Annotated in this window: 19 protein-coding genes; 9 read left to right on the forward strand and 10 right to left on the reverse strand. The window is 67.9% G+C overall.

Features of this window, described 5'->3' with window-relative positions; genetic code table 11:
• The 3 genes from BMW54_RS17085 to BMW54_RS17095 form a co-directional block, all read right to left on the reverse strand.
• Nucleotides 1–249 (reverse strand): hypothetical protein (locus BMW54_RS17085; protein ID WP_139206135.1); only part of this gene is annotated, 249 nt, incomplete at its 3' end.
• A gap of 48 nt (nucleotides 250–297) precedes the next feature.
• The gene (locus BMW54_RS17090; RefSeq protein WP_090058517.1) at nucleotides 298–771 is read right to left on the reverse strand and encodes a hypothetical protein; all 474 of its coding nucleotides are present in this window, start codon (nucleotides 769–771) and stop codon (nucleotides 298–300) included.
• A 216-nt stretch (nucleotides 772–987) separates the two neighbouring features.
• Nucleotides 988–1,905 carry a LysR substrate-binding domain-containing protein gene (locus BMW54_RS17095; protein WP_090058520.1) on the reverse strand — a complete coding sequence of 306 codons (918 nt, stop codon included), beginning with the start codon at nucleotides 1,903–1,905 and terminating at the stop codon, nucleotides 988–990.
• Between the two features lie 120 nt (nucleotides 1,906–2,025).
• Here BMW54_RS17095 and BMW54_RS17100 point away from each other — a divergent pair, with 120 nt between their 5' ends.
• Both BMW54_RS17100 and BMW54_RS17105 read left to right on the forward strand, forming a co-directional pair.
• Nucleotides 2,026–2,208, forward strand: coding sequence for a hypothetical protein (locus tag BMW54_RS17100; protein WP_090058523.1), 183 nt, complete (start codon nucleotides 2,026–2,028; stop codon nucleotides 2,206–2,208).
• Nucleotides 2,209–2,273: 65 nt separating this feature from the next.
• Complete coding sequence (locus BMW54_RS17105) at nucleotides 2,274–3,221, forward strand: aldo/keto reductase (protein ID WP_090058525.1); 948 nt, start codon at nucleotides 2,274–2,276, stop codon at nucleotides 3,219–3,221.
• Nucleotides 3,222–3,314: 93 nt separating this feature from the next.
• Here the strand turns inward: BMW54_RS17105 and BMW54_RS17110 are convergent, their stop codons facing one another.
• The 4 genes from BMW54_RS17110 to BMW54_RS17125 all read right to left on the reverse strand — a co-directional run bounded on the left by BMW54_RS17110 (nucleotide 3,315) and on the right by BMW54_RS17125 (nucleotide 13,640).
• Complete coding sequence (locus tag BMW54_RS17110) at nucleotides 3,315–5,552, reverse strand: NADP-dependent isocitrate dehydrogenase (RefSeq protein ID WP_090058528.1); 2,238 nt, start codon at nucleotides 5,550–5,552, stop codon at nucleotides 3,315–3,317.
• A 269-nt stretch (nucleotides 5,553–5,821) separates the two neighbouring features.
• On the reverse strand, nucleotides 5,822–8,944 hold the full coding sequence (locus BMW54_RS17115) for an efflux RND transporter permease subunit (RefSeq protein ID WP_090058530.1): 3,123 nt from the start codon (nucleotides 8,942–8,944) through the stop codon (nucleotides 5,822–5,824).
• Between the two features lie 135 nt (nucleotides 8,945–9,079).
• Nucleotides 9,080–12,322: an efflux RND transporter permease subunit gene (locus tag BMW54_RS17120; protein ID WP_090058533.1), complete on the reverse strand. Its 3,243-nt coding sequence runs from the start codon at nucleotides 12,320–12,322 to the stop codon at nucleotides 9,080–9,082.
• A gap of 70 nt (nucleotides 12,323–12,392) precedes the next feature.
• Complete coding sequence (locus BMW54_RS17125) at nucleotides 12,393–13,640, reverse strand: efflux RND transporter periplasmic adaptor subunit (protein ID WP_090058536.1); 1,248 nt, start codon at nucleotides 13,638–13,640, stop codon at nucleotides 12,393–12,395.
• A 355-nt stretch (nucleotides 13,641–13,995) separates the two neighbouring features.
• Here BMW54_RS17125 and BMW54_RS17130 point away from each other — a divergent pair, with 355 nt between their 5' ends.
• The gene (locus BMW54_RS17130) at nucleotides 13,996–14,493 is read left to right on the forward strand and encodes a c-type cytochrome (protein WP_090059034.1); all 498 of its coding nucleotides are present in this window, start codon (nucleotides 13,996–13,998) and stop codon (nucleotides 14,491–14,493) included.
• On the opposite strand, the gene BMW54_RS17135 is transcribed toward BMW54_RS17130, so the two are convergent.
• A complete protein-coding gene (locus BMW54_RS17135) occupies nucleotides 14,465–15,082 on the reverse strand; it encodes an acyl carrier protein phosphodiesterase (protein WP_090058538.1) in 618 nt (205 codons plus the stop codon). The two genes, BMW54_RS17130 and BMW54_RS17135, sit on opposite strands and share 29 nt — an antisense overlap.
• Nucleotides 15,083–15,130: 48 nt before the next feature.
• On the opposite strand from BMW54_RS17135, the gene BMW54_RS17140 reads away from it, so the two are divergent.
• The 4 genes from BMW54_RS17140 to BMW54_RS17155 all read left to right on the forward strand — a co-directional run bounded on the left by BMW54_RS17140 (nucleotide 15,131) and on the right by BMW54_RS17155 (nucleotide 18,247).
• Nucleotides 15,131–15,829 carry an alpha/beta hydrolase gene (locus tag BMW54_RS17140; RefSeq protein ID WP_090059036.1) on the forward strand — a complete coding sequence of 233 codons (699 nt, stop codon included), beginning with the start codon at nucleotides 15,131–15,133 and terminating at the stop codon, nucleotides 15,827–15,829.
• Nucleotides 15,826–16,938, forward strand: a complete 1,113-nt coding sequence (zapE, locus tag BMW54_RS17145; protein ID WP_090058541.1) for a cell division protein ZapE — start codon at nucleotides 15,826–15,828, stop codon at nucleotides 16,936–16,938. The genes BMW54_RS17140 and zapE overlap by 4 nt, the downstream gene beginning before the upstream one ends.
• Before the next feature lie 89 nt (nucleotides 16,939–17,027).
• Nucleotides 17,028–17,468 carry a hypothetical protein gene (locus BMW54_RS17150; protein ID WP_090058544.1) on the forward strand — a complete coding sequence of 147 codons (441 nt, stop codon included), beginning with the start codon at nucleotides 17,028–17,030 and terminating at the stop codon, nucleotides 17,466–17,468.
• Nucleotides 17,465–18,247: an N-acetylmuramoyl-L-alanine amidase gene (locus BMW54_RS17155; protein ID WP_090058547.1), complete on the forward strand. Its 783-nt coding sequence runs from the start codon at nucleotides 17,465–17,467 to the stop codon at nucleotides 18,245–18,247. The genes BMW54_RS17150 and BMW54_RS17155 overlap by 4 nt, the downstream gene beginning before the upstream one ends.
• On the opposite strand, the gene ltaE is transcribed toward BMW54_RS17155, so the two are convergent.
• Complete coding sequence (gene ltaE / locus BMW54_RS17160; protein ID WP_090059039.1) at nucleotides 18,241–19,254, reverse strand: low-specificity L-threonine aldolase; 1,014 nt, start codon at nucleotides 19,252–19,254, stop codon at nucleotides 18,241–18,243. The two genes, BMW54_RS17155 and ltaE, sit on opposite strands and share 7 nt — an antisense overlap.
• 74 nt (nucleotides 19,255–19,328) lie before the next feature.
• Between ltaE and BMW54_RS17165 the strand changes: the two genes are divergently transcribed.
• Together BMW54_RS17165 and BMW54_RS17170 are read left to right on the forward strand one after the other, a co-directional pair.
• Nucleotides 19,329–19,841, forward strand: coding sequence for a gluconokinase (locus BMW54_RS17165; RefSeq protein ID WP_254779439.1), 513 nt, complete (start codon nucleotides 19,329–19,331; stop codon nucleotides 19,839–19,841).
• A gap of 167 nt (nucleotides 19,842–20,008) precedes the next feature.
• Nucleotides 20,009–21,214, forward strand: coding sequence for an MFS transporter (locus BMW54_RS17170; RefSeq protein ID WP_090058550.1), 1,206 nt, complete (start codon nucleotides 20,009–20,011; stop codon nucleotides 21,212–21,214).
• Here BMW54_RS17170 and BMW54_RS17175 read toward each other — a convergent pair.
• The gene (locus BMW54_RS17175) at nucleotides 21,180–23,603 is read right to left on the reverse strand and encodes a glucose/quinate/shikimate family membrane-bound PQQ-dependent dehydrogenase (RefSeq protein WP_254779441.1); all 2,424 of its coding nucleotides are present in this window, start codon (nucleotides 23,601–23,603) and stop codon (nucleotides 21,180–21,182) included. The genes BMW54_RS17170 and BMW54_RS17175 overlap by 35 nt on opposite strands.
• Between the last annotated feature and the right edge of the window lie 43 nt (nucleotides 23,604–23,646).

The raw sequence follows: 23,646 nt of genomic DNA on the forward strand, positions 1-23,646 counted from the left end.
TTTCTTGATGTCCATCAGGAACTCCAGCTCAACCGGAGGCACGATGGCCTTGTGGCGATAGCCGAATGGCTCCTCGAAGGTTATCGATCCGTCGAGGACAAGCATCGTCACGAATGCCTCCCCGCGCCACACGTTGACCTGAAACTCCACCGACGTCCGATCGTTGCCCATGGGCTCGATGCGTCCACGGGAGAACTCGATGTTGCGTTGCGGATCGTGTGCCAATCCGCCCTTCAGAACGAAACCCATCTGTACTTCCTTACTTCTTCCGATGAATCGATCCAGCGACCGGCCCCGTCAGTCCCACCACGTACCGGGATTCGCGGCACGTGCCAGCACGTAGCCGCCGGGCGCTTCGTCGTCGTGCGGTGCGGGCAAGCCGCAAAGGTCGAGGGCGTCACGGGTGGCGGCGACGACGCATTCGGTCGCGTCGCGGTCGAGACCGGGCGAGCGATATGCGGCGGCGGTGCCGGTGGCGAGGTAGCGCAGGAACGCCGACACGTCGAGGTCGGGCGCGACGATGTCTCGCGTCAGCAGGTTCGCGTGCAGGCTCTCGCGGTCGAGGCAATGGACGTGGCGTCGGATGGAGCCCCTCGTCTCCGACACGTCGCATGCGAAGACCCAGGCGGCGAGGGGCTGTTCGCGCCGGGTGACGTGGACTTCGATGCGTGTCGACGCGATGTCGCTCGTGGCGGGCGCGACCCTCCCGCGGTGGACGAGGATGTCGCGCGCCGGGTCGTACGCGCGTCGCGGCATGGGAATGAAACTCATGCGATCTCCTTGCCTGGACGCGATGCCGCGCCCTTCCATGAATCACCGGCGCGCGCGCCCGGCGGGCCTCGCTACGCGTGCCCGTGTGCTCCCCACACCGGCATGGATGCGGAGACTACACGAGCGCCGCGAGGCGCGTATGAGAATGATCGCCCTTGCATTTTCCAGCGTTCAGCAAACTACGCCGTGACAGCGGCGGCGACTTTGGGCTGCGCGTCAGTCGACCTCGACGGGTACCGGCACGGTGTCCACCAGCCCGGCTTCGTACTCGCGCGCTTCCTCCAGCAGCCAGTCGCGCACCCGTGTCACGCCGGCGTGCGCCTCGGAGCGTTTCGGGTAGACGAGGTAATACGCTTCCGCGACGCGGAGGCGCTCCTTGCACAACACGGTCAGCGCGCCGCATTCGATCAGCGAGCGCGCCATGACCAGTCGGCCGAGGGCGACGCCGAGTCCTTCGAGCACCGCGCGTTGCAGATGTTCGGTGTTGTCGAAGCGCGCGACGTAGCGCGACGGCAACGGCATGCCGAACGCTTCGGCCCAGTCGTTCCAGCGGCCGGAGGGATCGCCGAGCAACGGCCACCCGTCGAGCGACGTCGTGGGCAGGCCGCCCATGCGGCGAACGAGCGACGGGCTCGCGATCGGGACGATGTATTCGTCGAACAGACGCTCGGCCTTCGTGCGCGGCCACGAGCCGAGGCCGTAACGGAACGCCACGTCGACATTCGGCTCGCGGTCGAAATCGACCACCGACACCGACGAGTGCAGGCTGAGTTCGAGTTCGGGATGCTTGCCGACCAGGCGCGGCAGGCGAGGGACCAGCCAGCTCGATGCGACGGAAGGGAGCACGCTCAGCGTGACCGCGTCGTGGTGCCGTCCTTCGAAACGCCCCAGCGCGTGCTCGATGCCTTCGAAGTGATGCCCGATGGCCTCCAGTAGATGCGCGCCGTCCGCGGTCAGCGTGACCCCGCGTGGCCCGCGGTCGAAGAGCGTGCGGCCAAGTCGCTCCTCCAGGTTGCGGATCTGGTGGCTGAGGGCGCTGACGGTGAGGTTGAGCTGCTCCGCCGCGCGCGACAGCTTCCCCGTGCGGGCGACCAGGACGAACCCCTGAAGCAGACCGAGTGGCAGGCGGGACATGTGAATAATCCTCAAGGCCGGATTGCAAACATATCGCTTTCTGCGCGCCTGCGGAAAGTGCACCCTTTAGCCCACGTTGAATCGCAGGCCCTTGCGACACGTCACCCGAGGGAGGTTGCCATGGCATCGATTTTCACCGGTCTTGCGTTCATGCACGGCCACATCGTCGATCGTGAACTGGTTCTTCGCCTTGGCCGCGACGAGGCCCCGCGCCCGCGCGAACGCTCGCCGCAGGCGGCGCCCCGCCCCGTCCAGGAACCGGCAGCCGTGGTGCCTTCGCGAACGGCCTGCGCCACCTGCTGACGGACACGCGGCCTGAACTTCGTTTGCGTCATGATGGATGTTTTCCACCCCATCGGAGATGACGCATGACCCTTCGACCACTTGGCCGTTCGCCGCTGAAGGTGGCCCCCCTCGCGTTCGGTGGCAACGTGTTCGGCTGGAGCGTCGACGAGGCCCGCTCGGTCGATCTGCTCGACGCGTTCGTCGACCACGGGTTCAACCTCATCGACACCGCCGACGTCTACGAAGCCTGGGTGCCCGGCAACGAAGGCGGTGAATCGGAAACCATCATCGGCAACTGGCTGGCGCGCAGCGGCAAGCGCGACAAGGTCGTGATCGCGACCAAGGTGGGCAAGTGGGCCAGGTATCCAGGTCTGTCGCCGGTGAACATCCATGAGGCCGTGGACGATTCGCTGCGCCGCCTGAAGACCGACTACATCGATCTCTACCAGTCGCACGAGGACGACCCGAAGGTACCGCTCGAAGAAACGCTCCGCGCGTTCGACGATCTGGTGAAGGCGGGCAAGGTGCGCGTCGTCGGCTCGTCCAACTATTCGGCGGAACGCCTGAGCGATGCGCTGAAGACGAGCCGTGAGAAGGACCTCGCGCGTTACGAGACCAACCAGCCCGAATACAACCTCATGGACCGCAAGGGCTTCGAGGACGGCCTGCAGAAGCTCTGCGTCGACGAGGACGTCGGCGTGATCAGCTACTACTCGCTCGCCAGCGGCTTCCTGAGCGGCAAGTACCGCGGCGAGGCCGATCTGGAAAAGAGCTCCGCGCGCGCGGCGAAGGTGAAGGCGTATCTCAACGAGCGCGGCTATCGCGTGCTGCGGGCCCTCGACGAGGTATCCGAAGCCCACGGCGCGACGCCCGCCCAGGTCGCCCTCGCCTGGGTGATGGCGCAGCCGGCGATCGCGGCGGCCATCGCCAGCGCGACGACGGTGGCGCAGCTGGACGAACTGGCGAAGGCGGCATCGCTGTCGCTCGGCGAGGCGGAGCTGGCGAAGCTGAAGGCGGCCGGGGACGAGTGATCCCCGCCGGTTCGTGGGAAGCGCGCCGGTGCACGACCGGGCGCTCGCGGCGAGCACCCTTCGCGCGCGAGCGCGCTTCCCACAGGCCGATACTTAGCGGGCGGCGTTCAGGGTATCGAGCGCGGCGTTGAGCGTCGGGCTCGGACGCATGGCCGCGCTGACCAGCGCCATGTCCGGGTGGTAGTAGCCCTTGATCTCGACCGGCTTGCCCTGCGCGGCGATGAGTTCCGCGTTGATCGTCGCTTCGTTCTCCGCGAGCGCCCTGGCCACGCCCGCGAACTTCGCCTTCAGCTCGGCGTCGTCGTCCTGCGCGGCGAGCGCTTCGGCCCAGTACAGCGCCAGGTAGTAGTGGCTGCCGCGGTTGTCGATCTCGCCGACCTTGCGCGCGGGCGACTTGTTGCTGTCGAGGAAGCGGCCGTTCGCCTGGTCGAGCGTCTTCGCGAGCACACGCGCGTGGGCGTTGTCGTAGCGCTCGGCGAGGTGCTCAAGCGACGCGGCGAGCGCGAGGAACTCACCCAGCGAATCCCAGCGCAGGTACCCCTCTTCGACGAACTGCTGCACGTGCTTCGGCGCGGAACCGCCGGCACCGGTTTCGAACAGACCGCCACCGGCCATCAGCGGCACGATGGAAAGCATCTTCGCCGAGGTGCCGAGTTCCATGATCGGGAACAGGTCGGTGAGATAATCGCGCAGCACGTTGCCGGTGACCGAGATCGTGTCCTCACCCTTGCGGATGCGATCGAGGGAGAACTTCGTCGCGTCGACCGGCGCCAGCACGCGGATGTCGAGGCCGCTGGTGTCGTGGTCCTTCAGGTAGCGCTCGACCTTCGCGATCACCTGCGCGTCGTGCGCGCGCTTCGCGTCGAGCCAGAACACGGCCGGCGTCGACGACAGGCGCGCACGCTGCACCGCGAGCTTCACCCAGTCCTGGATCGGCGCGTCCTTGGTCTGGCACATGCGCCAGATGTCGCCCTGCTCCACCGCGTGCTCGAACACCACGGAACCGTCGTCGGCGAGCACGCGCACGGCGCCGTCGGCCGGGATCTGGAAGGTCTTGTCGTGCGAGCCGTATTCCTCGGCCTTCTGCGCCATCAGGCCGACGTTCGGCACGCTGCCCATGGTCGCGGGATCGAACGCGCCGTGCGCGATGCAGTCCTCGATCACGGCCTGGTACACGCCGGCGTACGAGCGATCCGGAATCACCGCCTTGGCATCCTGCAGCTTGCCTTCAGCGTTCCACATGCCGCCCGAGTCGCGAATCATCGCCGGCATCGAGGCGTCGACGATGACGTCGCTCGGCACGTGCAGGTTCGTGATGCCCTTGTCCGAATTGACCATCGCCAGCGCCGGGCGCTGCGCGTATTCCGCGGTGAGGTCGGCTTCGATGGCGGCACGCGTGTCCGCGTCCAGCTTGCCCAGGCGCGCGTACAGATCGCCGATGCCGTTGTTGGCGTCGAAACCGACCTTCGCGAGCGCATCGGCGTGCTTCGCGAGCACGTCCTTGTAGAACTCGCGCACCACGATGCCGAACATGATGGGGTCGGAGACCTTCATCATCGTGGCCTTCAGGTGCAGCGAGAACAGCACGCCCTTCGCCTTCGCGTCGGCGATCTGCGCATCGATGAACGTCGCCAGCGCCTTGCGGCTCATCACCGCCGCGTCGACGATCTCGCCTGCCTTCACGGCGACCTTTTCCTTCAGCACCTTCGTGGCGCCGTCCTTGCCGGTGAACTCGATGCGCAGGCTGCCGGCCTTCTCGATCGTGGCGGACTTCTCGCTGCCATAGAGATCGCCGCCGTCCATGTGCGCGACGTGCGACTTCGAATCGGACGACCACTTGCCCATGCGGTGCGGATGCTTGCGGGCGTAGTTCTTCACCGAGAGCGGAGCGCGGCGGTCGGAGTTGCCTTCGCGCAGCACCGGGTTCACGGCGCTGCCCATCGCCTTGCCGTAGCGGGCGTTGGTTTCCTTTTCGGCGTCGGTCGCCGGGGCGTCGACGTAATCCGGAAGATCGTAGCCCTGCGACTGCAGTTCGGCGATCGCGGCCTTCATCTGCGGCACGGAGGCGCTGATGTTCGGCAGCTTGATGATGTTGGCTTCCGGCGTGGTGGCGAGCTCGCCGAGTTCCGCCAGGTGGTCGCCGATCTTCTGGGCGTCGGTCAGGCGATCGGGGAACTGCGCGAGGATGCGGCCGGCGAGCGAAATGTCGCGCGTCTCCACGGCCACGCCCGCGGTACCCGCGAACGCTTCGACGATCGGCAGGAAGGAGGCGGTCGCGAGGAACGGCGCTTCGTCGGTGAGCGTGTAGATGATCTTGGGGGAGCTGGACATGATCGATCGAGCCTTATGCTTGAGTGGGCCAGGTCATGGAGCCGGCCGGCGCAGGCCTCGTGGGGCGCACCGGCGAGCGGAAACCCGCCCATTGTGGCGCGGAACGCGGCAGAGGGGGAAGCGAGCAGCCGGCACAGACCTTTTTCCGGTCTGGCACGAACCGGGACCGGCGCACGGCCTTTCGCCGATGCGATCGGCTCCCACCCGTTGGTAGCGAAGGTGAGGCCAGCGCCCGCTACCGGAGGGTGGGAGCCGATCGTATCGGCGATTCAGGCACGCGAAGCGCGCAGCGCGCGGCGCTCCTTGCGGCGCGCCTTGCGGGCCTTCCAGCGCTCGGAGAGGCAGGCGAAGATCACGTACAGGGCCGGCGTGGAGAGCAGCGTCAGGCTCTGCGAGATCACGAGGCCGCCGATCATGGCGATACCCAGCGGACGGCGCAGTTCCGAGCCCTCGCCCAGGCCGATGGCCAGCGGGGCGGCGGCGAGGATGGCCACCATGGTGGTCATCATGATCGGCCGGAAGCGGACGAGGCACGCCTCGCGGATGGCCCCGCGGTAATCGAGGCCATGCTCGCGCTGCGCCACGAGGGCGAAGTCGATCATCATGATGGCGTTCTTCTTTACGATGCCGATCAGCAGCACCAGCGCGATCATCGCGATGACGGAAAGCTCCGTGTTCGTGATCACCAGCGCCGCGAGCGCGCCCACGCCGGCGGCCGGGAGCGTCGAGAGGATCGTCACAGGATGGATCAGGCTCTCGTAGAGCATGCCCATCAGGAGGTAGACCGTGACGATCGCGGCGAGGATCAGCAGGGGCATGTCGCTCTGCGATTGCTGGAAGCGCCCGAAGTCGCTGCCGGCGTCGAGGCGGATGTCGCCTGGCAAGCGCATGCCGCTGATCGTTTTCTGGATGATCTCCATCGCCTCGCCCATGCTGACGTTCGGCGCGAGGTTGAAGCTGATGCCCATGCTCGTGTACTGGTCCTCGTGCACGATCTGGCTCGGCGCCAGCCCGGGCACCTGGCGGGTCACCGCGGTCATCGGCACCATCGCGCCGGAGCGCGAACGGATGTAGAGCTGGTTGAGCGATTCGGGCGTCGCCGCCATCTGCGGCAGCGCGTTGACGATCACCCGGTACTGATTGATGTCCGAGTAGATCGTGGACACGGCGCGCTGACCGAAGGCGTTGTAGAGCGCGCCGTCGATGTCGCCGACGGCGACGCCGAGACGGGCCGCGGTATCGCGATCGATGACGATGTTCTGGCGCAGGCCCTGCGCGTCGATGTCGCTGCCGACGTCGCGCAGCATGGGGTTCTTCTTCAGCGCGTCGACCAGCTTCGGCACCCACGCCTGTAGCTCGGCGAGGTCGTCGCCCTTGAGCGACACCGAGTACTGTCCGCCCTGCGTGTTGCCGCCGCCACCGCCGGTGGGAAGATCCTGGATCGGACGCAGGCGGAGGTTGAGGTCGGGATACTTGTTGGCTTTGGCCGACAGCCGGTCCAGCACTTCGAACGTCGTTTCCTTGCGTCCCTCGGCGCGCGTCTTCAGTTCGATGTTGAAGAAGCCGCTGGAGCCGGTGCGGCTGGTGCCGAGGCGCGAGCCGACGGCTTCCACCGCGGGATCGGCCAGCAGCATCTCGGTGAGGCGCGCCTGGCGCGTCTTCATCTCCCCGAACGACACCGTGGAGCTGGACGTCGCGCGCGCGCCGATCAGGCCGGTGTCCTGCGGCGGGAAGAAGCCGCCCTTGACCATGCCGAACAGCACGAACGTGATCGCGACGAGCACCAGCGGCGTGAGCGCCATGAGCAACGCGTGCCGCAGGGTCCAGTCGAGCGCGACGCGGTACAGGCCGAGCAGGCGCTCGTGACCGCGCTCCAGCGCGCGACCGAGGCGCGACTCGGGCTTGTCGTCCTTGTGCGCGGTGAGGAAGTGCGCGCAGAGCGACGGCGTCAGCGTGAGCGACACGAGGGCCGACACGACGATAGCCGCGACCAGCGTCACCGTGAATTCCTTGAAGAACATGCCGATGATGCCCGGCGCCAGCAGCAGCGGCACGAACACGGCGATCAGCGAGCCGGTGATCGAGACGATGGTGAAGCCGATCTCCCGCGCGCCCAGGAGCGCGGCCTCGAAGCGGGGAATACCCTCGTCCATGTGCCGGATCACGTTCTCGATCACCACGATCGCGTCGTCGACGACGAAGCCGATGGCGATGACCAGCGCGAGCAGCGTGAGGTTGTTCAGCGTGTACCCGAACGCGTACATCACCATGAACGCGCCGGCGAGCGACATCGGCACCGCGAGACCCGCGATCAACGTCGGCGCCAGGCGGCGCAGGAACAACGCCATCGTCATGATCACCATGGCGAGGCTGATCAGGAGCGTGGCCTGCACCTCGTGCAGCGAGGCGCGAATGGTGGGCGTGCCGTCGAAGAACGAATGCAGCTGTACGCCGGCGGGCAGCCAGGTCTGCATCACGGGCATGAGCGTCTTGACCCGGTCGACCGTCTCGATGACGTTCGCGTCGGCCTTCTTGTAGACGTACATCAGGATGCCGGGCCGGCCGTTGAACCAGGCCGCCTGGTAGGCGTCCTGCTGGCCGTCGTACACCTTGGCGATGTCGGAGAGGCGAATGGGCACGCCGTCCTTCACGCCGATGATGAGATCCGCGAACTCGGACGCCTTGTGCAGCGAGTCGGTGGCGGTGACGGCCATCGTCGTCTGGCCGTCGGTGAGGAAGCCCTGCGGCGAGGTCACGTTGGCGGCCGTCAGCGCGTTGCGCAGCTGGTCCGGCGACAGGCCCATCGAATTGAGGGCGCGGAGGTTCACGTCGACGCGGATCGCCGGCGTGGCGCTGCCGGCGATCTCCACGGTGGAGATGCCTTCCTGCTGACGCAGCCGCTGCGCGAGGATGGAATCCGCGATGTTGTAGAGGGTGGTGGGCGCCACCGAGTCCGACGTGAGGGCCAGCACGATGATCGGGTCGTCGTTCGGGTTGGCCTTCGTGTACGAGGGCGCGCTGAGCAGGCCGCTGGGCAGGTCGGGCTGCGCGGCGTTGATCGCCGACTGCACGTCGCGCGCCGCGGCGTCGATGTTCACGCCATTCTGGAAGAACAGCAGCACGAACGTGCTGCCCTCCGAACTGTTCGAACGCATCGACTCGACACCGGGCACCTGGCCCAGGTGGCGCTCCAGCGGCGCGGCGACCGTGGAGGCCATCGTGCTGGCGTCCGCGCCCGACTGCTGGGCCTGCACGAAGATCGCCGGGAACTGGATGTTCGGCAGCGCGGCGACGCCGAGCAGCGAGTAGCAGATGATGCCGATCACGAAAATGCCGATCGCCAGCAGCGACGTACCGATGGGGCGGCGGATGAACGGACCGGAGATATTCATCGAATGCGGGGACTTAGGTGAGCGCGGCGGCGCGCGGGCATCCCATCCCTAACGCGCCAGCCGGAAAAAGGTTTCGCCGGGCGGTGGGCCGCCCGGCGAATGAGGGTGGAGATGCGGTTGTGCGGCGGGGACCCATCAGCTCGCGACGTGGGGTTCGCCGCCGTGGGCCAGCGCGCGTCGTCGCTTGCGCTCGGCCAGCCAGTCGGAGAACCGTTCCATGTACAGATAGATCACCGGCGTGGTGTAGAGGGTGACCAGCTGGGAGAGCAGCAGGCCACCGACGATCGAGACACCCAGCGGCTTGCGCAGCTCGGAACCGATGCCGTTGCCCAGCGCCAGCGGCAGCGCGCCGAGCAACGCGGCCGCCGTCGTCATCATGATCGGGCGGAAGCGCAGCAGGCAGGCGCGGCGGATCGCGTCGGTCGCGTTGAGGCCCGTGCGCTTCGCCTCGATGGCGAAGTCGATCATCATGATCGCGTTCTTCTTCACGATGCCGATCAGCAGCACGATACCGACGATGCCGTCCACCGACAGGCTCATGCCGCACATCAGCAGGGCCAGCAGCGCACCGACGCCGGCGGGCGGCAGCGTGGAGATGATCGTCAGCGGGTGGATGTAGCTCTCGTAGAGCACGCCCAGCACGATGTAGATCACGATGATGGACGCGAGCAGCAGGAGCACCTCGTCGCCGACCGACGACGAGAACTCCGCCGCCTTGCCGATGAACTGGCCGCGCACCTGCGGCGGGAAGGCGAGTTCCTTCTCCACGTCGTGGATGGCGTCCACCGCCGACGAGAGCGAGTACCCCGGCGCCAGGTTGAACGAGATGGTGACCGCGGGCAGCTGCTGCAGATGGCTGACGACCAGCGGCGCGCTCGTGACTTCCGCGCTGGCGAGCGCCGCCAGCGGGATCGTGCCGCCCGCGCCCACCTGGAAGCCGACGTTGCCGGTGTTGCCGATGCCCGCCGGCGTCGCCGAGTTGCTCGATGCGAGCTGGCCGAAGCTGGTGGCGTTCGAACCGGTCAGGGCGCCGTTGCCGTTGCCGCGCACGGTGAGCTTGTTGAGCAGGTCGGTGCTGGTGCGGTATTCCGGCGACACCTCCAGCACGACGCGGTACTGGTTGAGCTGCGTGAAGATCGTCGAGATCTGCCGCTGGCCGTAGGCGTCGTAGAGGGTGTCGTCGATCGTCTGCACGGGCACGCCGAGACGGCTCGCGCTGTCGCGATCGATGGTGAGCTTGAGCGCGTTGCCCTTGTCGGCGAGGTTGCTGTCCACGTCGGCGAGTTCGGGACGCTTGCGCAGCGCCGTCGTCATCTGCTGCGCGAACCCGGCCAGCTCCGCCGAGTTCACGTCGGACAGCGAGTACTGGTACTCGGTCGCGGACACCTGGCTGTCGAGCGTCACGTCCTGCACCGGCTTCAGGTACAGCGCGACGCCGGCGATGCCCGAGACCGCCTTCTGCAGTCGCGGCAGAACGTCGTCGAGACCGTCGCGGTCGCCGCGATCCTTCAGCACCAGCGAGATCTGGCCCTGGTTGAGCGTGGGGTTCACCGAGCCGGCACCGATGAACGCGGCCACGCCGGACACGGCGGGATCCTTCGCGAGCGCATCCGCGACGGCCTTCGTGCGCAGCTCCATCTGCGGGAACGCGACGTTCTGGTCGGCCTGCACGACGGCGGTGATGAGGCCCGTGTCCTGCTCGGGCAGCAGGCCCTTCGGGATCACGATGTACAGCACCACGGTCAACGCGACCGTGAGGGCGGCCACGACCATGGTCAGCGGACGATGGTCGAGCACCCAGTCGAGGCTGCGGCCGTAGCCCTCGACGATGCGCGACCAGGTGGTGTGCTTGCCCGCCGCGGCGGCGTGCTCGTGGGCGTCTTCGGCGTCCGGGAGCTCATCGGCCTTCAGCAGGTACGCGCACATCATCGGGGTGAGCGTCAGCGAGACCAGCATCGAGATCGCCACGGCGATCGTCAGCACCCATGCGAACTCGTGGAAGAGACGGCCGGTGACGCCAGGCATCAGCAGCAGCGGCAGGAACACGGCGATCAGCGACACGGTCAGCGACAGGACCGTGAAGCCGATCTCCTTCGCGCCGACCTCGGCCGCCGTCTTGGCGTCCTGGCCCTGCTCGATGTAGCGGACGATGTTCTCGATCATCACGATCGCGTCGTCGACGACGAAACCCGTCGCGACCGCCAGCGCCATCAGCGAGAGGTTGTCGAGCGACATGCCCGCGAAGGCCATCACGCCGAAGGTACCCATCAGCGACAGCGGCACCGCCACCGACGGGATCACCGTCGCCCAGAGGCGGCGCAGGAAGACGAAGATCACCGCGACGACGAGGCAGATCGTCAGGATGAGGGTGAACTGGACGTCCTCGACCGACGCGCGGATCGTGATCGTGCGATCGGAGAAGACCTCGAGCTTCACGTCGGCCGGCAGCACCTTCTGCAGGTCCGGGATCGTCTGCCGGATCTGCTGCACCGTCTGCACGATGTTCGCGCCGGGCTGTCGGCGGATGTCGAGCAGCACGGCGGGTTTGCCGTTCGCCCACGCGGCGAGCTGGTCGTTCTCGACGCCGTCGATCACGTTCGCCACGTCGGACAGGCGCACGGGCGCGCCGTTCTTGTAGCTGATGATCGTGCCCTTGTACTCGGCGGCGTCGGCGAGCTGGTCGTTCGTGCCGATGCTGTAGGACTGGGTCTTGCCGTTGAGCGTGCCCTTCGGCGCGTTCACGTTGGCCTGCGTGAGCGCGCTGCGCACGTCCTCCATCGTCAGGCCGAGGTTCGCGAGCTGAGCCGGATTCACCTGGATGCGCACCGCGGGACGCACGTTGCCGGCGATGGACACGAGGCCCACGCCCTGCACCTGCGAGAGCTTCTGCGAGAGGATCGAATCCGCGAAGTTGTTGACGTCACGCAGCGAACGGGTGTCCGACGTGAGCATCAGCGTCATGATCGGCGCGTCGGCCGGATTCACGCGGTTGTACACCGGCGGGTACGGCAGGTTGTTGGGCAGCGTGCCGCGCGCCTGGTTGATCGCCGCCTGCACGTCCTGGGCCGCGATGTCGATGTCGCGGTCCATGTTGAACTGCAGGATGATCGTCGACAGGCCCGCCGACGAGTCGGAGCTCATCGAGGCGAGGCCCGAGATCTGGCCGAAGTTGCGCTCCAGCGGCGTGGTGATCAGCGCCGCCATCGTGCTGGCGCTGGCCCCCGGGTATTGCGTGGTGACGACCAGGCTCGGCGCGTCGATCTCCGGCAATGCCGAGACGGGCAACTGCCGGTAGCCGAGGATGCCGAGCAGGAGCACCGCCACCATCAGGAGCGAGGTGGCGATCGGCCGGCGAATGAAGAGTGTCGAGAAACCCACAGTCTGATCCTGGTGTCTGGACCTCGCGGTCCGTGGGCGGCGCGCCCGTCACCGGGCACGCCGCGCGCTGTCAGCCCCGGCGTCCGCCCTGGCGACCCTGGCCCTTCTTGGCCTTCTGCAGTTCTTCGGCCGTCGGCGCGGCGGGCACCTGGCCCGGCGCCAGCGGCTGCACCTTCGAGCCCGGCTTCAGGCGGAACTGGCCTTCCGTGACCACCTTCTCGCCGAGCTTCAGGCCCTTGCCGATCATCACGTGGCTGTCGCCCACCTCGCTGGCGGTTTCCACCGGCGTCATCTTGACCGTGTTGTCGCCCTGCACGAGGTAGACGTAATCGCCGTCCGGCCCGCGCTGCACCGCCTGCGCCGGCACCACGAGGCCGCCCTTGACGGTGCGCACCTGCAGGCGGGCGTTGACGAACTGACCCGGCCACAACTCGGTGTTCGCGTTGTCGAAGATCGCGCGCAGGCGGAACGTGCCGGTCGTGGTGTCGATGGTGTTGTCGATCACCTCGAGCTTGCCCGTCGAGACCACGTGCGAATCGATGCGGTCCAGCGCGTCGACGGTCAGCGGCGTGCCGACGTCCTCGCGGATCGACGTGCGGACGAGGTCGAGGTTCTTCTCGGGCAGGTTGAACGAGACGTAGATCGGGTGGACCTCGGTCAGCGTGACGATCGAGTCGGTGGTGGACACGATGTTGCCCACGTCGACGGCGCGGATGCCGGCGAGACCGTCGATCGGCGCGACGACCTTGGTGAAGCCCAGCTGCACCTGCGAGGCACGGATCGACGCCTGGTCGGCGACGACCGTGGCGTTGGCCTGGTCGAGCGTGTTCTTGAGGTTGTCCAGATCCTGCTTGGAGACGTACTGCTGGCCGCCCTTGCTGACGAGGTTCTGCGAACGCTCGAGGTTGTTCTTGGCGGTGGCCGCGAGGGCCTGGTCCTGGCGCAGCTTGGCCTGGGCCTGGTCGTACTGGGACTGGATGGTGCGCGGATCGATCTCGGCGATGACGTCGCCCGCCTTCACTTCCTGGCCTTCCTGGAAGTTCAGCTTCATGAGCTGGCCGCCCACCTGGGGACGCACCACGACCGAGTTACGCGCCTGGGCGGTACCGGTCGCCGTGAGGTACACCGGGACGTCCTGAGCGACGACCGGAACGACCGTGACCGGCACCGGCGGCTGGTCGGCCCCCTGACCGTCGCCATTCGCCTTGCCTCCCTGCGCGTTCGCGTCGCCATGGTTGCCCAGGCGGGGAACGACGAATATGCCGGCGATCACCAGAACCACGATGACGCCCAGCGCGATCTTCCAAAAACGCGACATGTAAAACTCCCAGATGAATAACCGGACGGGTTACCAGTTCCGACCGCGGCGCCTTGCACCACCCGGGGTTATACCCGGTTCCGGTGAACATTCGACGGCGCCAATATAGGTTTAGGGGAACGGCATTGAACAATGCCGGTTGACAGGGGTACAGCATGACTGACGGCATGTATCGGCGCATCCCGACCCCGGCCGTGACGGACTCCTGAATCGTCCGGAGGTTCCGCTATACTCGGGAAGTTCGACGCCGCGAAGCGGCCGGAAGGCAGCCGGATCCCGGGGAGGGGGCCGGCACACCCCAATCCAGTGGAGTCAATGCGTGAGCGGTTCTCCGAGCAAGTCCGACCAGAACTTCATGCGTCAGTTCTCGTGGCTGACCGCCGGCCTCAGCGTCCTGGCCGTCGTCCTGATGGTGATCGCCTATACCATCTACAGCAACATTCCCAAGGAACAGGATCCGGCGGTAGCGAAGCGCACCGAGGCCCGGATCGCCCCCGTCGGCGCCGTCTATGCCGGCGACACGGGCCGCGCGGCCATGCTCGCCGCGCAGGAAGCCGCCGCCAAGGCCGCTGCCTCGCAGGTCGCCTACGGCGGCAGCACCGACGGCAAGACGATCTACGACAACCTCTGCCACAGCTGCCACACCGCCGGCGTCGCCGGCGCGCCGAAGCTGGCGGACAAGAGTGCCTGGGGAAGCCGCATCGCCCAGGGCCTCGCCACCCTCACCAAGCACGCGATCGAGGGCTATACCGGCCCCGACGGCAACCACATGCCCGCCAAGGGCGGCAACCCGTCGCTGACCGACGAACAGGTCGGCAACACGGTCAAGTGGATGGTCGATCAGGCGAAGTAAGCGCGATGCGCTCCGCCGCCCACCCGGTGGCGAACCGGCGCAACGCCGGAAAGAATTCGGCGAACGTCCCGCGCAACGCTTCGGCGTCCGCCAGCAGCACGGGCACACCGTCCGCCACGGGGTTCGCTCGCGACAGCCGTCGCGAGATGCCGGCGAAGGCGCCTTCGATCCGGTCGAGTCGCGCATAGCCTGCCGGCAGGTCATGCATGTCCATGTAGGCGACGAATCGCTTGAGTCCATCCGGCAGCATGGCTTCCGCGGCGCGCAGCTCGGCGCGCAGGCCGTTCGAGAACACGTCGAGCGGCGTGTCGCTCCACGACGGGAAGTCGTTGGCGAGCAGGTGATCGAACCACACGTCGAGCAGGATGCCCGCGTAGCGGCGGAAGGGCGGCTGCATGCGCTCCCGGGCCGCGCGCACCGCGGGATGACTGTCGGTGAATACGTCGATCGCCCGGTGCAAGTAAATGCCCTCACGAACCCGCGCCGGCAGCGCGAGATCGGGGGTGCCGTGGACGAAGTCGCCCATGACCCCGCCCAGCCGCAGGGCCGGGTCGTCACCCGCCAGCAGGGCGTGCGCCAGTACGTTCACGGGGTGGCCTGGCCGCGAGGACGGCGGGCAGCGGTTATCATGGCGGCCATGAGCGATCTTCTACCGAGTGCGCCGGAACATTTCCCGGCCGAAACCCTGAGCTTCGCGCTCGCGGGTCCCGCAGGCAAGCTGGAATGCGAGGCGAAGCCGGCCGACGCCGACGTGTCCCGCGACGTGGTGGCCGTGATCTGCCACCCGCTGTCCACCGAGGGCGGCAGCATGCACAACAAGGTGGTGACGATGATCGAGCGCGCGCTGCGCGAGTCCGGCGCGGACACCGTCGTGTTCAATTTCCGCAGCGTCGGCCGCTCCGAGGGCGAATTCGACCACGGCAATGGCGAAAGCGAGGATCTCGCCACCGTCGTGGCCTGGGCCCGCAGGGCCCGGCCGGGCGCCGCTCTCTGGCTCGCCGGATTCTCGTTCGGCAGCTACGTCACGCTGCGCAACGCCGTTCGCCTGGACGCCCGCGCGCTGATCAGCATCGCGCCGCCGGCCGCTGGCCGCGGCTGGGATTTCGGGCCCATCGACCTGCCCCGCGTGCCCTGGCTGGTCGTGATGGGCGACGCCGACGAGATCGTGGAGCCGCAAGCGGTGTACGACTGGGTCGAGAGCATTCCCGAGGACCAGCGCCCGCAGCTCGTGAAGATGGAAGACACCAGCCATTTCTTCCACCGTCGGCTGATGGACCTGCGTGGCGCCATCAAGCACGCGGTGAAGGACTGGCCGCCGGAGCCGCGCCAGGCATGAACTGCACGGAATCGACGCCCGGCGAACGCTACCGGGACGGCATCGCGGGCCATCGCTGGGAATCGGATCCCGCGCAGCTGCCCGTGATCACCGAGTTCGACCGCCTGCACGCGGCGCTCTGCGCGCCCGAGCCCTCGGGCGGCGGCCTGTTCGGGCGCCTGCGCAGCATGCTCGGCAACGAGCCGCGGCAGCCCGTGCCGGGACTCTACCTCTGGGGCAGCGTCGGACGCGGCAAGACCTTCCTGATGGACCTCTTCGTGTCCAGCCTCGCGCCCGGTCTCGCCCTGCGCCGACACTTCCACCGCTTCATGCTGGAAGTGCACGCCACGCTGCGCGAGCTCGGCGAGCGGCAGAACCCGCTGGACGAGGTCGCCGCGCGTCTCGCGGCCAAGCACCGCGTGCTGTGCCTCGACGAGTTCCTGGTGTCGGACATCGGCGACGCGATGATCCTCGCGGGCCTGCTCGACGGCCTCTTCGCACGCGGCGTGACCCTCGTCACCACGTCGAACACCCCGCCAAAGGGCCTCTACAAGGACGGCCTGCAACGCGCCCGCTTCCTGCCCGCCATCGCGGCGATCGAGCGCCATTGCGTGGTGCACGAGATGGTCTCGCCCCGCGACTGGCGCCTGCGCGCGCTGAGCCAGGCGTCCGTGTTCCTCGTCCCGCCCGGCCAGGAAGCCGAACGTTCGCTGGCGAAGATCTTCGCCGGCCAGGCGCAGGGCGACGTGACGGACGGCGGGTCCATCGCGGTGAACGGTCGCGACATCGCCGTGCGCAAACGCGCCGAGGGCATCCTCTGGTTCGATTTCAGCGCCCTGTGCGAGGGGCCACGCGCGGTCGCCGACTACATCGAACTGGCGAAGGGCTACCCTGCCGTCATCGTCTCCAACGTCCCGCAGTTCACCATCTACACGGAGAACGAAGCCAAGCGCTTCGTCCTCATGGTCGACGAGTTCTACGACCGTCACGTCAAGCTGATCCTCTCCGCCGCCGCGCCGATCACCGAGCTGTACGATGGTGCGAAGCTTCGCGCCGAATTCGGTCGCACGGAATCGCGACTGATCGAAATGCAGAGCGAGGACTACCTTGGGCGTGACCATAAACCCTGACACGGCACGGACGGAACCGGCTGTGCGGCCGGGTCCGTCGTCGTCCATGCTTGATAGGCGGGTCACCCGCGCCACTGACGAGGTACGCCATGGAACATTGCGAGCTGGTTCCCGGCCGCGGCATCCGCCGAGGCAACATTGACATCTTCTTCGGCATGCCGCGGAAGAAACTCCGCGACGCGCTCGGCTGGAAGTCCTCCGGCGAGAACATCTGGGACGACGAGGACGAATACACCGACGAAGCGGGCCACGAATGGCTGCGCCTGCGCTTCCTCGACGACAAGCTCTGCGACGTCGAGGTGCTGCACGGCCGCCTGATGCACGAAGGCATCGAGCTGCGCGACACCACCATGTCCGCGCTGCGGGCGGCGCTGAAGCAGGGCGGCATGGCCCTCGAGAAAACCGAATGGCTCTCCGAAGGCCATGACTGCGTCGACCTGCAGATCGTCGTCGCGTCGAAGGAAGACACCGGCGACGTCGGCGACGAGATCGACTGGGTCATCACCAGCTGCGATTTCCGCGTCGAATGACGCCGCGCCACGCCATCGTCGCGCGGCGAACCGTCCGGGCGGCGGTCGTGCTGGCGATGGCGACGCTGGCCGGCTGCGCCAGCGCGCCGCGCGTGGCGCCGCAGCGCAGCCCGATCGCGCACTGGACGCCCTCGCCGAACTACAACGCGCGCAAGGCGCAGATCATCGTGCTGCACCACACCTCGATCGGCAACGCGACCGAGGCGCTGCGGGTGCTGAGCACGCGCAACAGCGAAGGCCAGGTCAGCGCGCATTACCTCGTCGAGTCCGACGGCCGCATCGACCAGCTCGTGGACGACGGCGATCGCGCATGGCACGCCGGCGCGTCCCGCTGGGGCGACATGACGGACCTCAACTCCTCGTCGATCGGCATCGAGATCGACAACGACGGCGAATCGCCCTTCACCGACGCGCAGATTCAGGCGCTGATCCGCCTGCTCGCGGATCTCACCTCGCGACTCGGCATTCCGCGGCAGGCCGTCGTCGGCCACGGCGACATCGCCCCGGGCCGCAAGACCGATCCGAGCGCGCAGTTCCCGTGGGCCACGCTGGCCCGCTATGGTTTCGGCCTCTGGCCGGATGCCGTGCTCGTGCCCGCACCGCCGGGTTTCGACAGCCTGGCGGCGCTGCGCCTCGTGGGCTACGACGTCTCGACGCCACGCACCGCCATCGCGGCGTTCCATCGCCATTACCGCGCGATGGAGACCGACACGCTCGACGCCACGGACGCCGCGATCCTCTACTCGCTGCAACGCAAGCTGATGGCGCCGCGTCAGTAGGCGAACGACGCGAACGCGGCGATCGTGCGTTCGATCGCCGCGTCGTCCACGTCCAGGTGCGTCACGAGGCGGATCGACGGCAGATAGCCGATGCTGAGGCGAATGCCCTGCTCCGCCATATGCGCGGCGAGGTCCTTCAGCCTCGCCGCCGGCACGTCGACGAACACCATGTTGGTATGGCAACCCTTCACGTCGAGACCGTCGATCGCGCGCAGGCCATCGGCGAGACGGGCGGCACGCGCGTGATCGTCGGCCAGCCGCTCGACATGATGGTCCAGCGCGTGCAGCGCCGCCGCGGCGAGCATGCCCGCCTGGCGCCAGCCGCCACCGGTCACCTTGCGCCACCGGCGCGCGCGGTGGATGAGTTCGCGGCTGCCGAGCAGCACCGAACCGACGGGTGCGCCGAGGCCCTTCGAGAGGCACACCGACACGCTGTCGAAACCTTCCACGACGTCGCGCGCCGGGCGACCGTACGCGATCGCCGCGTTGTAGAGGCGCGCCCCGTCGAGATGGAAACCGAGCCCGCGCCGCGTGGCGAGCTCGCGCGCCTGCGCCAGGTAGCCGAAGGGCAGCGCGCGGCCGTGCCACGTGTTCTCCAGCGCGATCAGCCGCGTGCGTGCGAAGTGCGGATCGTCAGGCTTGATCGCCGCTTCGATACGGTCGAGCGGCAACGTGCCGTCGGCGTCCTGCGGAATCGGCTGGGGCTGGATGGAACCCAGCACCGCGGCGCCACCGCCTTCGAAGCGATAGGTATGCGCGTCGGCGCCGACGATGTATTCGTCGCCGCGCTCGCAATGGCTCATGAGGGCGAGCAGGTTGCTCTGCGTGCCCGTGGGCACGAACAGCGCGGCGGCGAAGCCGAGCTCGCCGGCGAGCCGCTCCTGCAGCGCGTTGACCGTGGGATCCTCGCCGTACACGTCGTCGCCGACCGGCGCGCGCAGCATCGCCTCGCGCATGGCGTCGGTGGGCTGGGTGACGGTGTCGCTGCGCAGGTCGACGATTCGCATGGTCCGGGCTTCGGTGGGGATGACCGGACGATGGTACGTGATGGCGTTCACGAATCCATGGCCTGGCTCGCGGCATGCTGCCGCGCATGATCACGATCGTCATGGGTGTCTCCGGCAGCGGCAAGAGCACGATCGGCGAGGCCCTCGCCACGCGGCTCGGCCAGGATTTCGTCGACGGCGACGATCTGCATCCGCCCGCGAACCGCGAGAAGATGGCACGCGGCGTGCCGCTCGACGATGCGGACCGCCAGCCGTGGCTGGAGGCGATCGTGGCGACGATGGACGCGTACCGGGACCGCGGCGCGTCGCTCGTGCTGGCCTGTTCGGCGCTGAAGCGCCGCTATCGCGATTTCCTGCGCTCGGGCCACGACGACGTCGCGTTCGTCTATCTGCACGGAACGCGGGAGCTGCTGGCGGAACGCCTGCGGGCACGGTCCGGGCATTTCTTCGACCCTGCCCTCCTCGACAGCCAGCTGGCGACGCTCGAGCCGCCGGGCGACGACGAAGCGCTGGCGGTCGCGATCGGCCCGGCGCCTGCGGAGGTCGTCGAGTGCATCATCCGGGCCGGCTGCCGCGAGGCCTCCTGACGCAGGAACGGACCTGGACAGGACCGCTCCTCGCGTCGAGCCGACAGGGCCTGTGACGCCTCGCGAAACGATGTCGCGGCCGGGGCCGCTCCCACGGGCCCTGCGAAGCTGCCCCGGGCGCGCGGTTTCCGTGTTCTCATAAGCACTCCCCGAATCCGAGAACGCCCATGCAAGCCCCCGCCGAAGCGGCGCTGGATGGCCCCCGCGCGGACACGACCGTCTACGGCGTGATCTTCGCGATCAGTTTCTGCCATCTGCTCAACGACATGATGCAATCGCTGCTGCCGGCGATCTATCCGGGACTCAAATCCGAGTTCTCGCTCGATTTCGGGCAGATCGGTCTGATCACGCTCACCTGGCAGATCACGGCGTCGATCCTGCAGCCGATGGTGGGCCTCTATGCCGACCGGCGCCCGACGCCGCTCGCCCTGCCCGTCGGCACGTTGTTTTCGCTGGCCGGACTGCTGGTGCTCTCGCAGGCGCATGCGTACCCGCTCCTGCTTGCCGGAGCGGCGTTGCTGGGCGTGGGTTCGTCGGTGTTCCATCCGGAATCGTCGCGTGTCGCGCGCATGGCGGCCGGCCGGCGCCATGGCCTCGCGCAGTCGCTGTTCCAGGTGGGTGGCAACGCCGGCCAGGCACTCGGCCCGCTCGCCGCGGCGCTGGTTGTGGTCCGCTGGGGCCAGTCGAGCCTCGCGTTCTTCGCGTTGCTGGCGCTTCTTTCCGCCGCGATCCTCTGGAACGTCGGTCAGTGGTACCGGCACCACGGGCTCCCGCGGCTGGCCCGCGGCGGCGCGAAGCATGGCGACGCCGCACCCGTGAGCCGCCGCGCGCGTCGCGGGATCGCGGTGCTTCTCGCGCTGATCTTCTCCAAGTACGTGTACCTCGCCAGCCTCACCAGCTACTTCACGCTCTTCCTCATCCATCGCTTCGGCGTGTCGGTCGAAAGCGCGCAGTACCACCTGTTCGCGTTCCTCGCCGCCGTCGCGGTAGGCACGATGCTCGGCGGTCCGCTGGGCGATCGCATCGGCCGCAAGCGCGTGATCTGGTTCTCGATCCTCGGCACCCTGCCCTTCACGCTGCTGCTGCCCTACGCGAGCCTGTTCTGGACGGGCCCGCTCACCGTGGCGATCGGGCTCATCCTGGCGTCGGCGTTTCCCGCGATCGTGGTGTTTGCGCAGGAGCTGGTGCCGGGCAAGGTCGGCATGATCTCGGGGCTGTTCTACGGTTTCTCGTTCGGCATGGGCGGCATCGGCGCCGCCGTGCTCGGCGAACTCGCCGACCACATCGGTATCGAGGCCGTGTACGGCATCTGCGCGTTCCTGCCGTTGATCGGGCTGCTCACGGCGTTCCTGCCGGACGCGGCGAAGGACTGACCGGCGCGGTTCCCTTCGGCAGCGCGTAGGCGATGACCCAGTCGCCCTGCTTCGTGCCCAGCGAGCCATGGCCGCCCGCGGTCACGAGCAGGTACTGACGGCCCGACGCGTCCGCGTAGGTCATCGGTGTCGCCTGGCCGCCCGCGGGCAAGCGCGCCTGCCAGAGCTTCCGTCCGGTTCGCACGTCGTAGCCGCGCACGTAGTAGTCCAGCGTGCCGGTGAGAAAGGTCACGCCACCCGCGGTGGTCACCATGCCGCCGAGGCTCGGGACACCGAGGGGCATCGGAATGGGCAACGGTGCGCTGTCGACGATGGTGCCGTTCTTGTGCCGCCACGCCATGGTGCCGGTGCGCAGATCCACGCCCGCGACATAACCCCACGGCGGTGCCTGGCACGGGATGCCCAATGGCGAGAGGAACGCGGAAAGTTCGATGCCATAGGGGATGCCCTTCGCGAGCTTCACGCCTTCCGTTTCGCTCTTCGCGGGGCCGACTTCCATCATCTCGAGTTTTTCCTTCGGGATCAGCCGCGACTGGAAAGCCATGTAGCTCGGATTGATGAGCATCAGCTGGCGTGCCGGATCGACCGAGATACCACCCCAGTCGAACACGCCGAAGTTGCCGGGGAACACGAGCGAGCCCTGCTCCGACGGCGGCGTGAACATGCCTTCGTAGCGCAGCGAACGGAAGCGCACGCGACACCACAGCTGGTCCAGCGGCGTCGTGCCCCACATGTCGCGTTCGCGCAGGTCGGGCGGCGCGAAGTTCAGGTCCGACATCGGCTGCGTGGGCGACGTATGATCCCCGGGCACGGCACCCTGCGGCCGCGGCACTTCGCGTATGGGGACGATGGGCGTGCCGTCGCGGCGATCCAGCACGTACACGCTGCCCTGCTTCGTCGATGCGAGCAGCGCCGGCTTCACCCCGTCGGCGGTCTGCAGGTCCATCAGCGTCGGCTGCCCGCCAATGTCCATGTCCCAGAGATCGTGATGCGTGAACTGATAGTTCCAGCGCACCTTTCCGGTCGCGACGTCGAGCGCCACGATGCCCGCGCCGTAGGTTTCGGAGGTGGGCGTGCGCCCGGCCGCGAACTGGTCGGGCGTCTGGTTGCCCATCGGCAGGTAGACGATGCCGAGGCCTTCATCCACGCTGAAGAGCGACCACACGTTCGGGGAGTTGCGCGTGTACGTCTCGCCTGGCGCGATCGGCGCCGTCGCCTCGGGGTTGCCCGGATCCCAGTTCCAGACCAGATGGCCGTCGTGCACGTCGAACGCGCGGATCACGCCGGACGGCTCGTTCGTGGATTCGTTGTCGGTGACGTGGCCGCCGATGATCACGAGGTCCTTCGTCACCGCCGGTGGCGACGTCGAGTAGTAGCCGCCGGGCGTGAAAGGACCGATGTTCGCGCGCAGGTCGACGCTGCCGGCGTTGCCGAAGTCCGCGCAGGGTTTGCCCGAGTCCGCATCGAGCGCGATGAGCCGCGCATCCGCCGTCGGCAGGAAGAGCCGACGCGAGCAGGTCGTCCGGGGTGCCGCGGCCCCGTACTTCGCGTCGTCGTGATACGAGACGCCACGGCAGGTCATGTGCTCCCAATGCTTGAAGCCGACCGGGCTGCGTATCTGCGGATCGAATCGCCAGCGCGTCGTGCCCGTGGCCGCGTCCACCGCGATCACCCGGCTGTGCGGCGTGCACAGGTAGACGGTGTCGCCGATCTTCAGGGGCGTGTTTTCCGACGTGGTTTCGGTCGGATCGTCGGGACCCGGCGTGTCGCCGGTCTGGATCTTCCAGGCCACCTCGAGCCGCGAGACATTCTCCGGCGTGATCTGCGTCAGCGGCGAGTAGCGTTGGCCGAACGGTGAGCCGCCGTAGTCGGTCCAGTCGGCATCCGGACGCATCGCGGCATCCGCGCTCTCGCCGGCGACCCGCGCCATCGGCAACTCGCCGGCCAGGTCGTGGTCACGGTGCACCGCCCCAACGATGCCGACGGCGGCGACGACTGCGAGCCCGACGAGCAGGACGGCGGATCCGGTCCGGCGCGACGCGCCGGACGCGTCGCCCAGACCACGCCGCACCCAGGGAAGGAGCAGCCAAAAGCCAAGCACGAACCACACGTCGAGGCGTGGCAGGAGCTGCCAGAAGTCCCAGCGCACCTCCCAGACGGACCAGGCGGCCGTCGCGACGAGAAGGGCACCGTAGGTCGGCAGCGCGAGGCGCGACCGGAACGCGACGAGCAGGGCGACGAGCAGGGTCCAGGCCCCCGCCACCGCGTAATAGGGCGAGCCACCAAGACCGACGAGGCGAATGCCGCCGATCAGCACCGCGGCGCCCAGCACCGCGAAAACGACCATCGTGACGATGATCGCGGGGTGGAACCGCCTTGCTGCACTCACCTGGGTTGCTCCTGCCGACACCGGATGCCTTACGTTGCACCAC

This window comes from Luteibacter sp. 329MFSha (assembly GCF_900111665.1).
Lineage (GTDB): Bacteria > Pseudomonadota > Gammaproteobacteria > Xanthomonadales > Rhodanobacteraceae > Luteibacter.

What these genes read in the sequence shown, in the direction of transcription:
- BMW54_RS17090 (WP_090058517.1), bottom strand. Translation starts at nt 771, where the DNA reads ATGAGTTTCATTCCCATGCCGCGACGCGCGTACGACCCGGCGCGCGAC.
- BMW54_RS17095 (WP_090058520.1), bottom strand. Translation starts at nt 1,905, where the DNA reads ATGTCCCGCCTGCCACTCGGTCTGCTTCAGGGGTTCGTCCTGGTCGCC.
- BMW54_RS17100 (WP_090058523.1), top strand. Translation starts at nt 2,026, where the DNA reads ATGGCATCGATTTTCACCGGTCTTGCGTTCATGCACGGCCACATCGTC.
- BMW54_RS17105 (WP_090058525.1), top strand. Translation starts at nt 2,274, where the DNA reads ATGACCCTTCGACCACTTGGCCGTTCGCCGCTGAAGGTGGCCCCCCTC.
- BMW54_RS17110 (WP_090058528.1), bottom strand. Translation starts at nt 5,552, where the DNA reads ATGTCCAGCTCCCCCAAGATCATCTACACGCTCACCGACGAAGCGCCG.
- BMW54_RS17115 (WP_090058530.1), bottom strand. Translation starts at nt 8,944, where the DNA reads ATGAATATCTCCGGTCCGTTCATCCGCCGCCCCATCGGTACGTCGCTG.
- BMW54_RS17125 (WP_090058536.1), bottom strand. Translation starts at nt 13,640, where the DNA reads ATGTCGCGTTTTTGGAAGATCGCGCTGGGCGTCATCGTGGTTCTGGTG.
- BMW54_RS17130 (WP_090059034.1), top strand. Translation starts at nt 13,996, where the DNA reads ATGCGTCAGTTCTCGTGGCTGACCGCCGGCCTCAGCGTCCTGGCCGTC.
- BMW54_RS17140 (WP_090059036.1), top strand. Translation starts at nt 15,131, where the DNA reads ATGAGCGATCTTCTACCGAGTGCGCCGGAACATTTCCCGGCCGAAACC.
- zapE (WP_090058541.1), top strand. Translation starts at nt 15,826, where the DNA reads ATGAACTGCACGGAATCGACGCCCGGCGAACGCTACCGGGACGGCATC.
- BMW54_RS17150 (WP_090058544.1), top strand. Translation starts at nt 17,028, where the DNA reads ATGGAACATTGCGAGCTGGTTCCCGGCCGCGGCATCCGCCGAGGCAAC.
- BMW54_RS17155 (WP_090058547.1), top strand. Translation starts at nt 17,465, where the DNA reads ATGACGCCGCGCCACGCCATCGTCGCGCGGCGAACCGTCCGGGCGGCG.
- ltaE (WP_090059039.1), bottom strand. Translation starts at nt 19,254, where the DNA reads ATGCGAATCGTCGACCTGCGCAGCGACACCGTCACCCAGCCCACCGAC.
- BMW54_RS17165 (WP_254779439.1), top strand. Translation starts at nt 19,329, where the DNA reads ATGCTGCCGCGCATGATCACGATCGTCATGGGTGTCTCCGGCAGCGGC.
- BMW54_RS17170 (WP_090058550.1), top strand. Translation starts at nt 20,009, where the DNA reads ATGCAAGCCCCCGCCGAAGCGGCGCTGGATGGCCCCCGCGCGGACACG.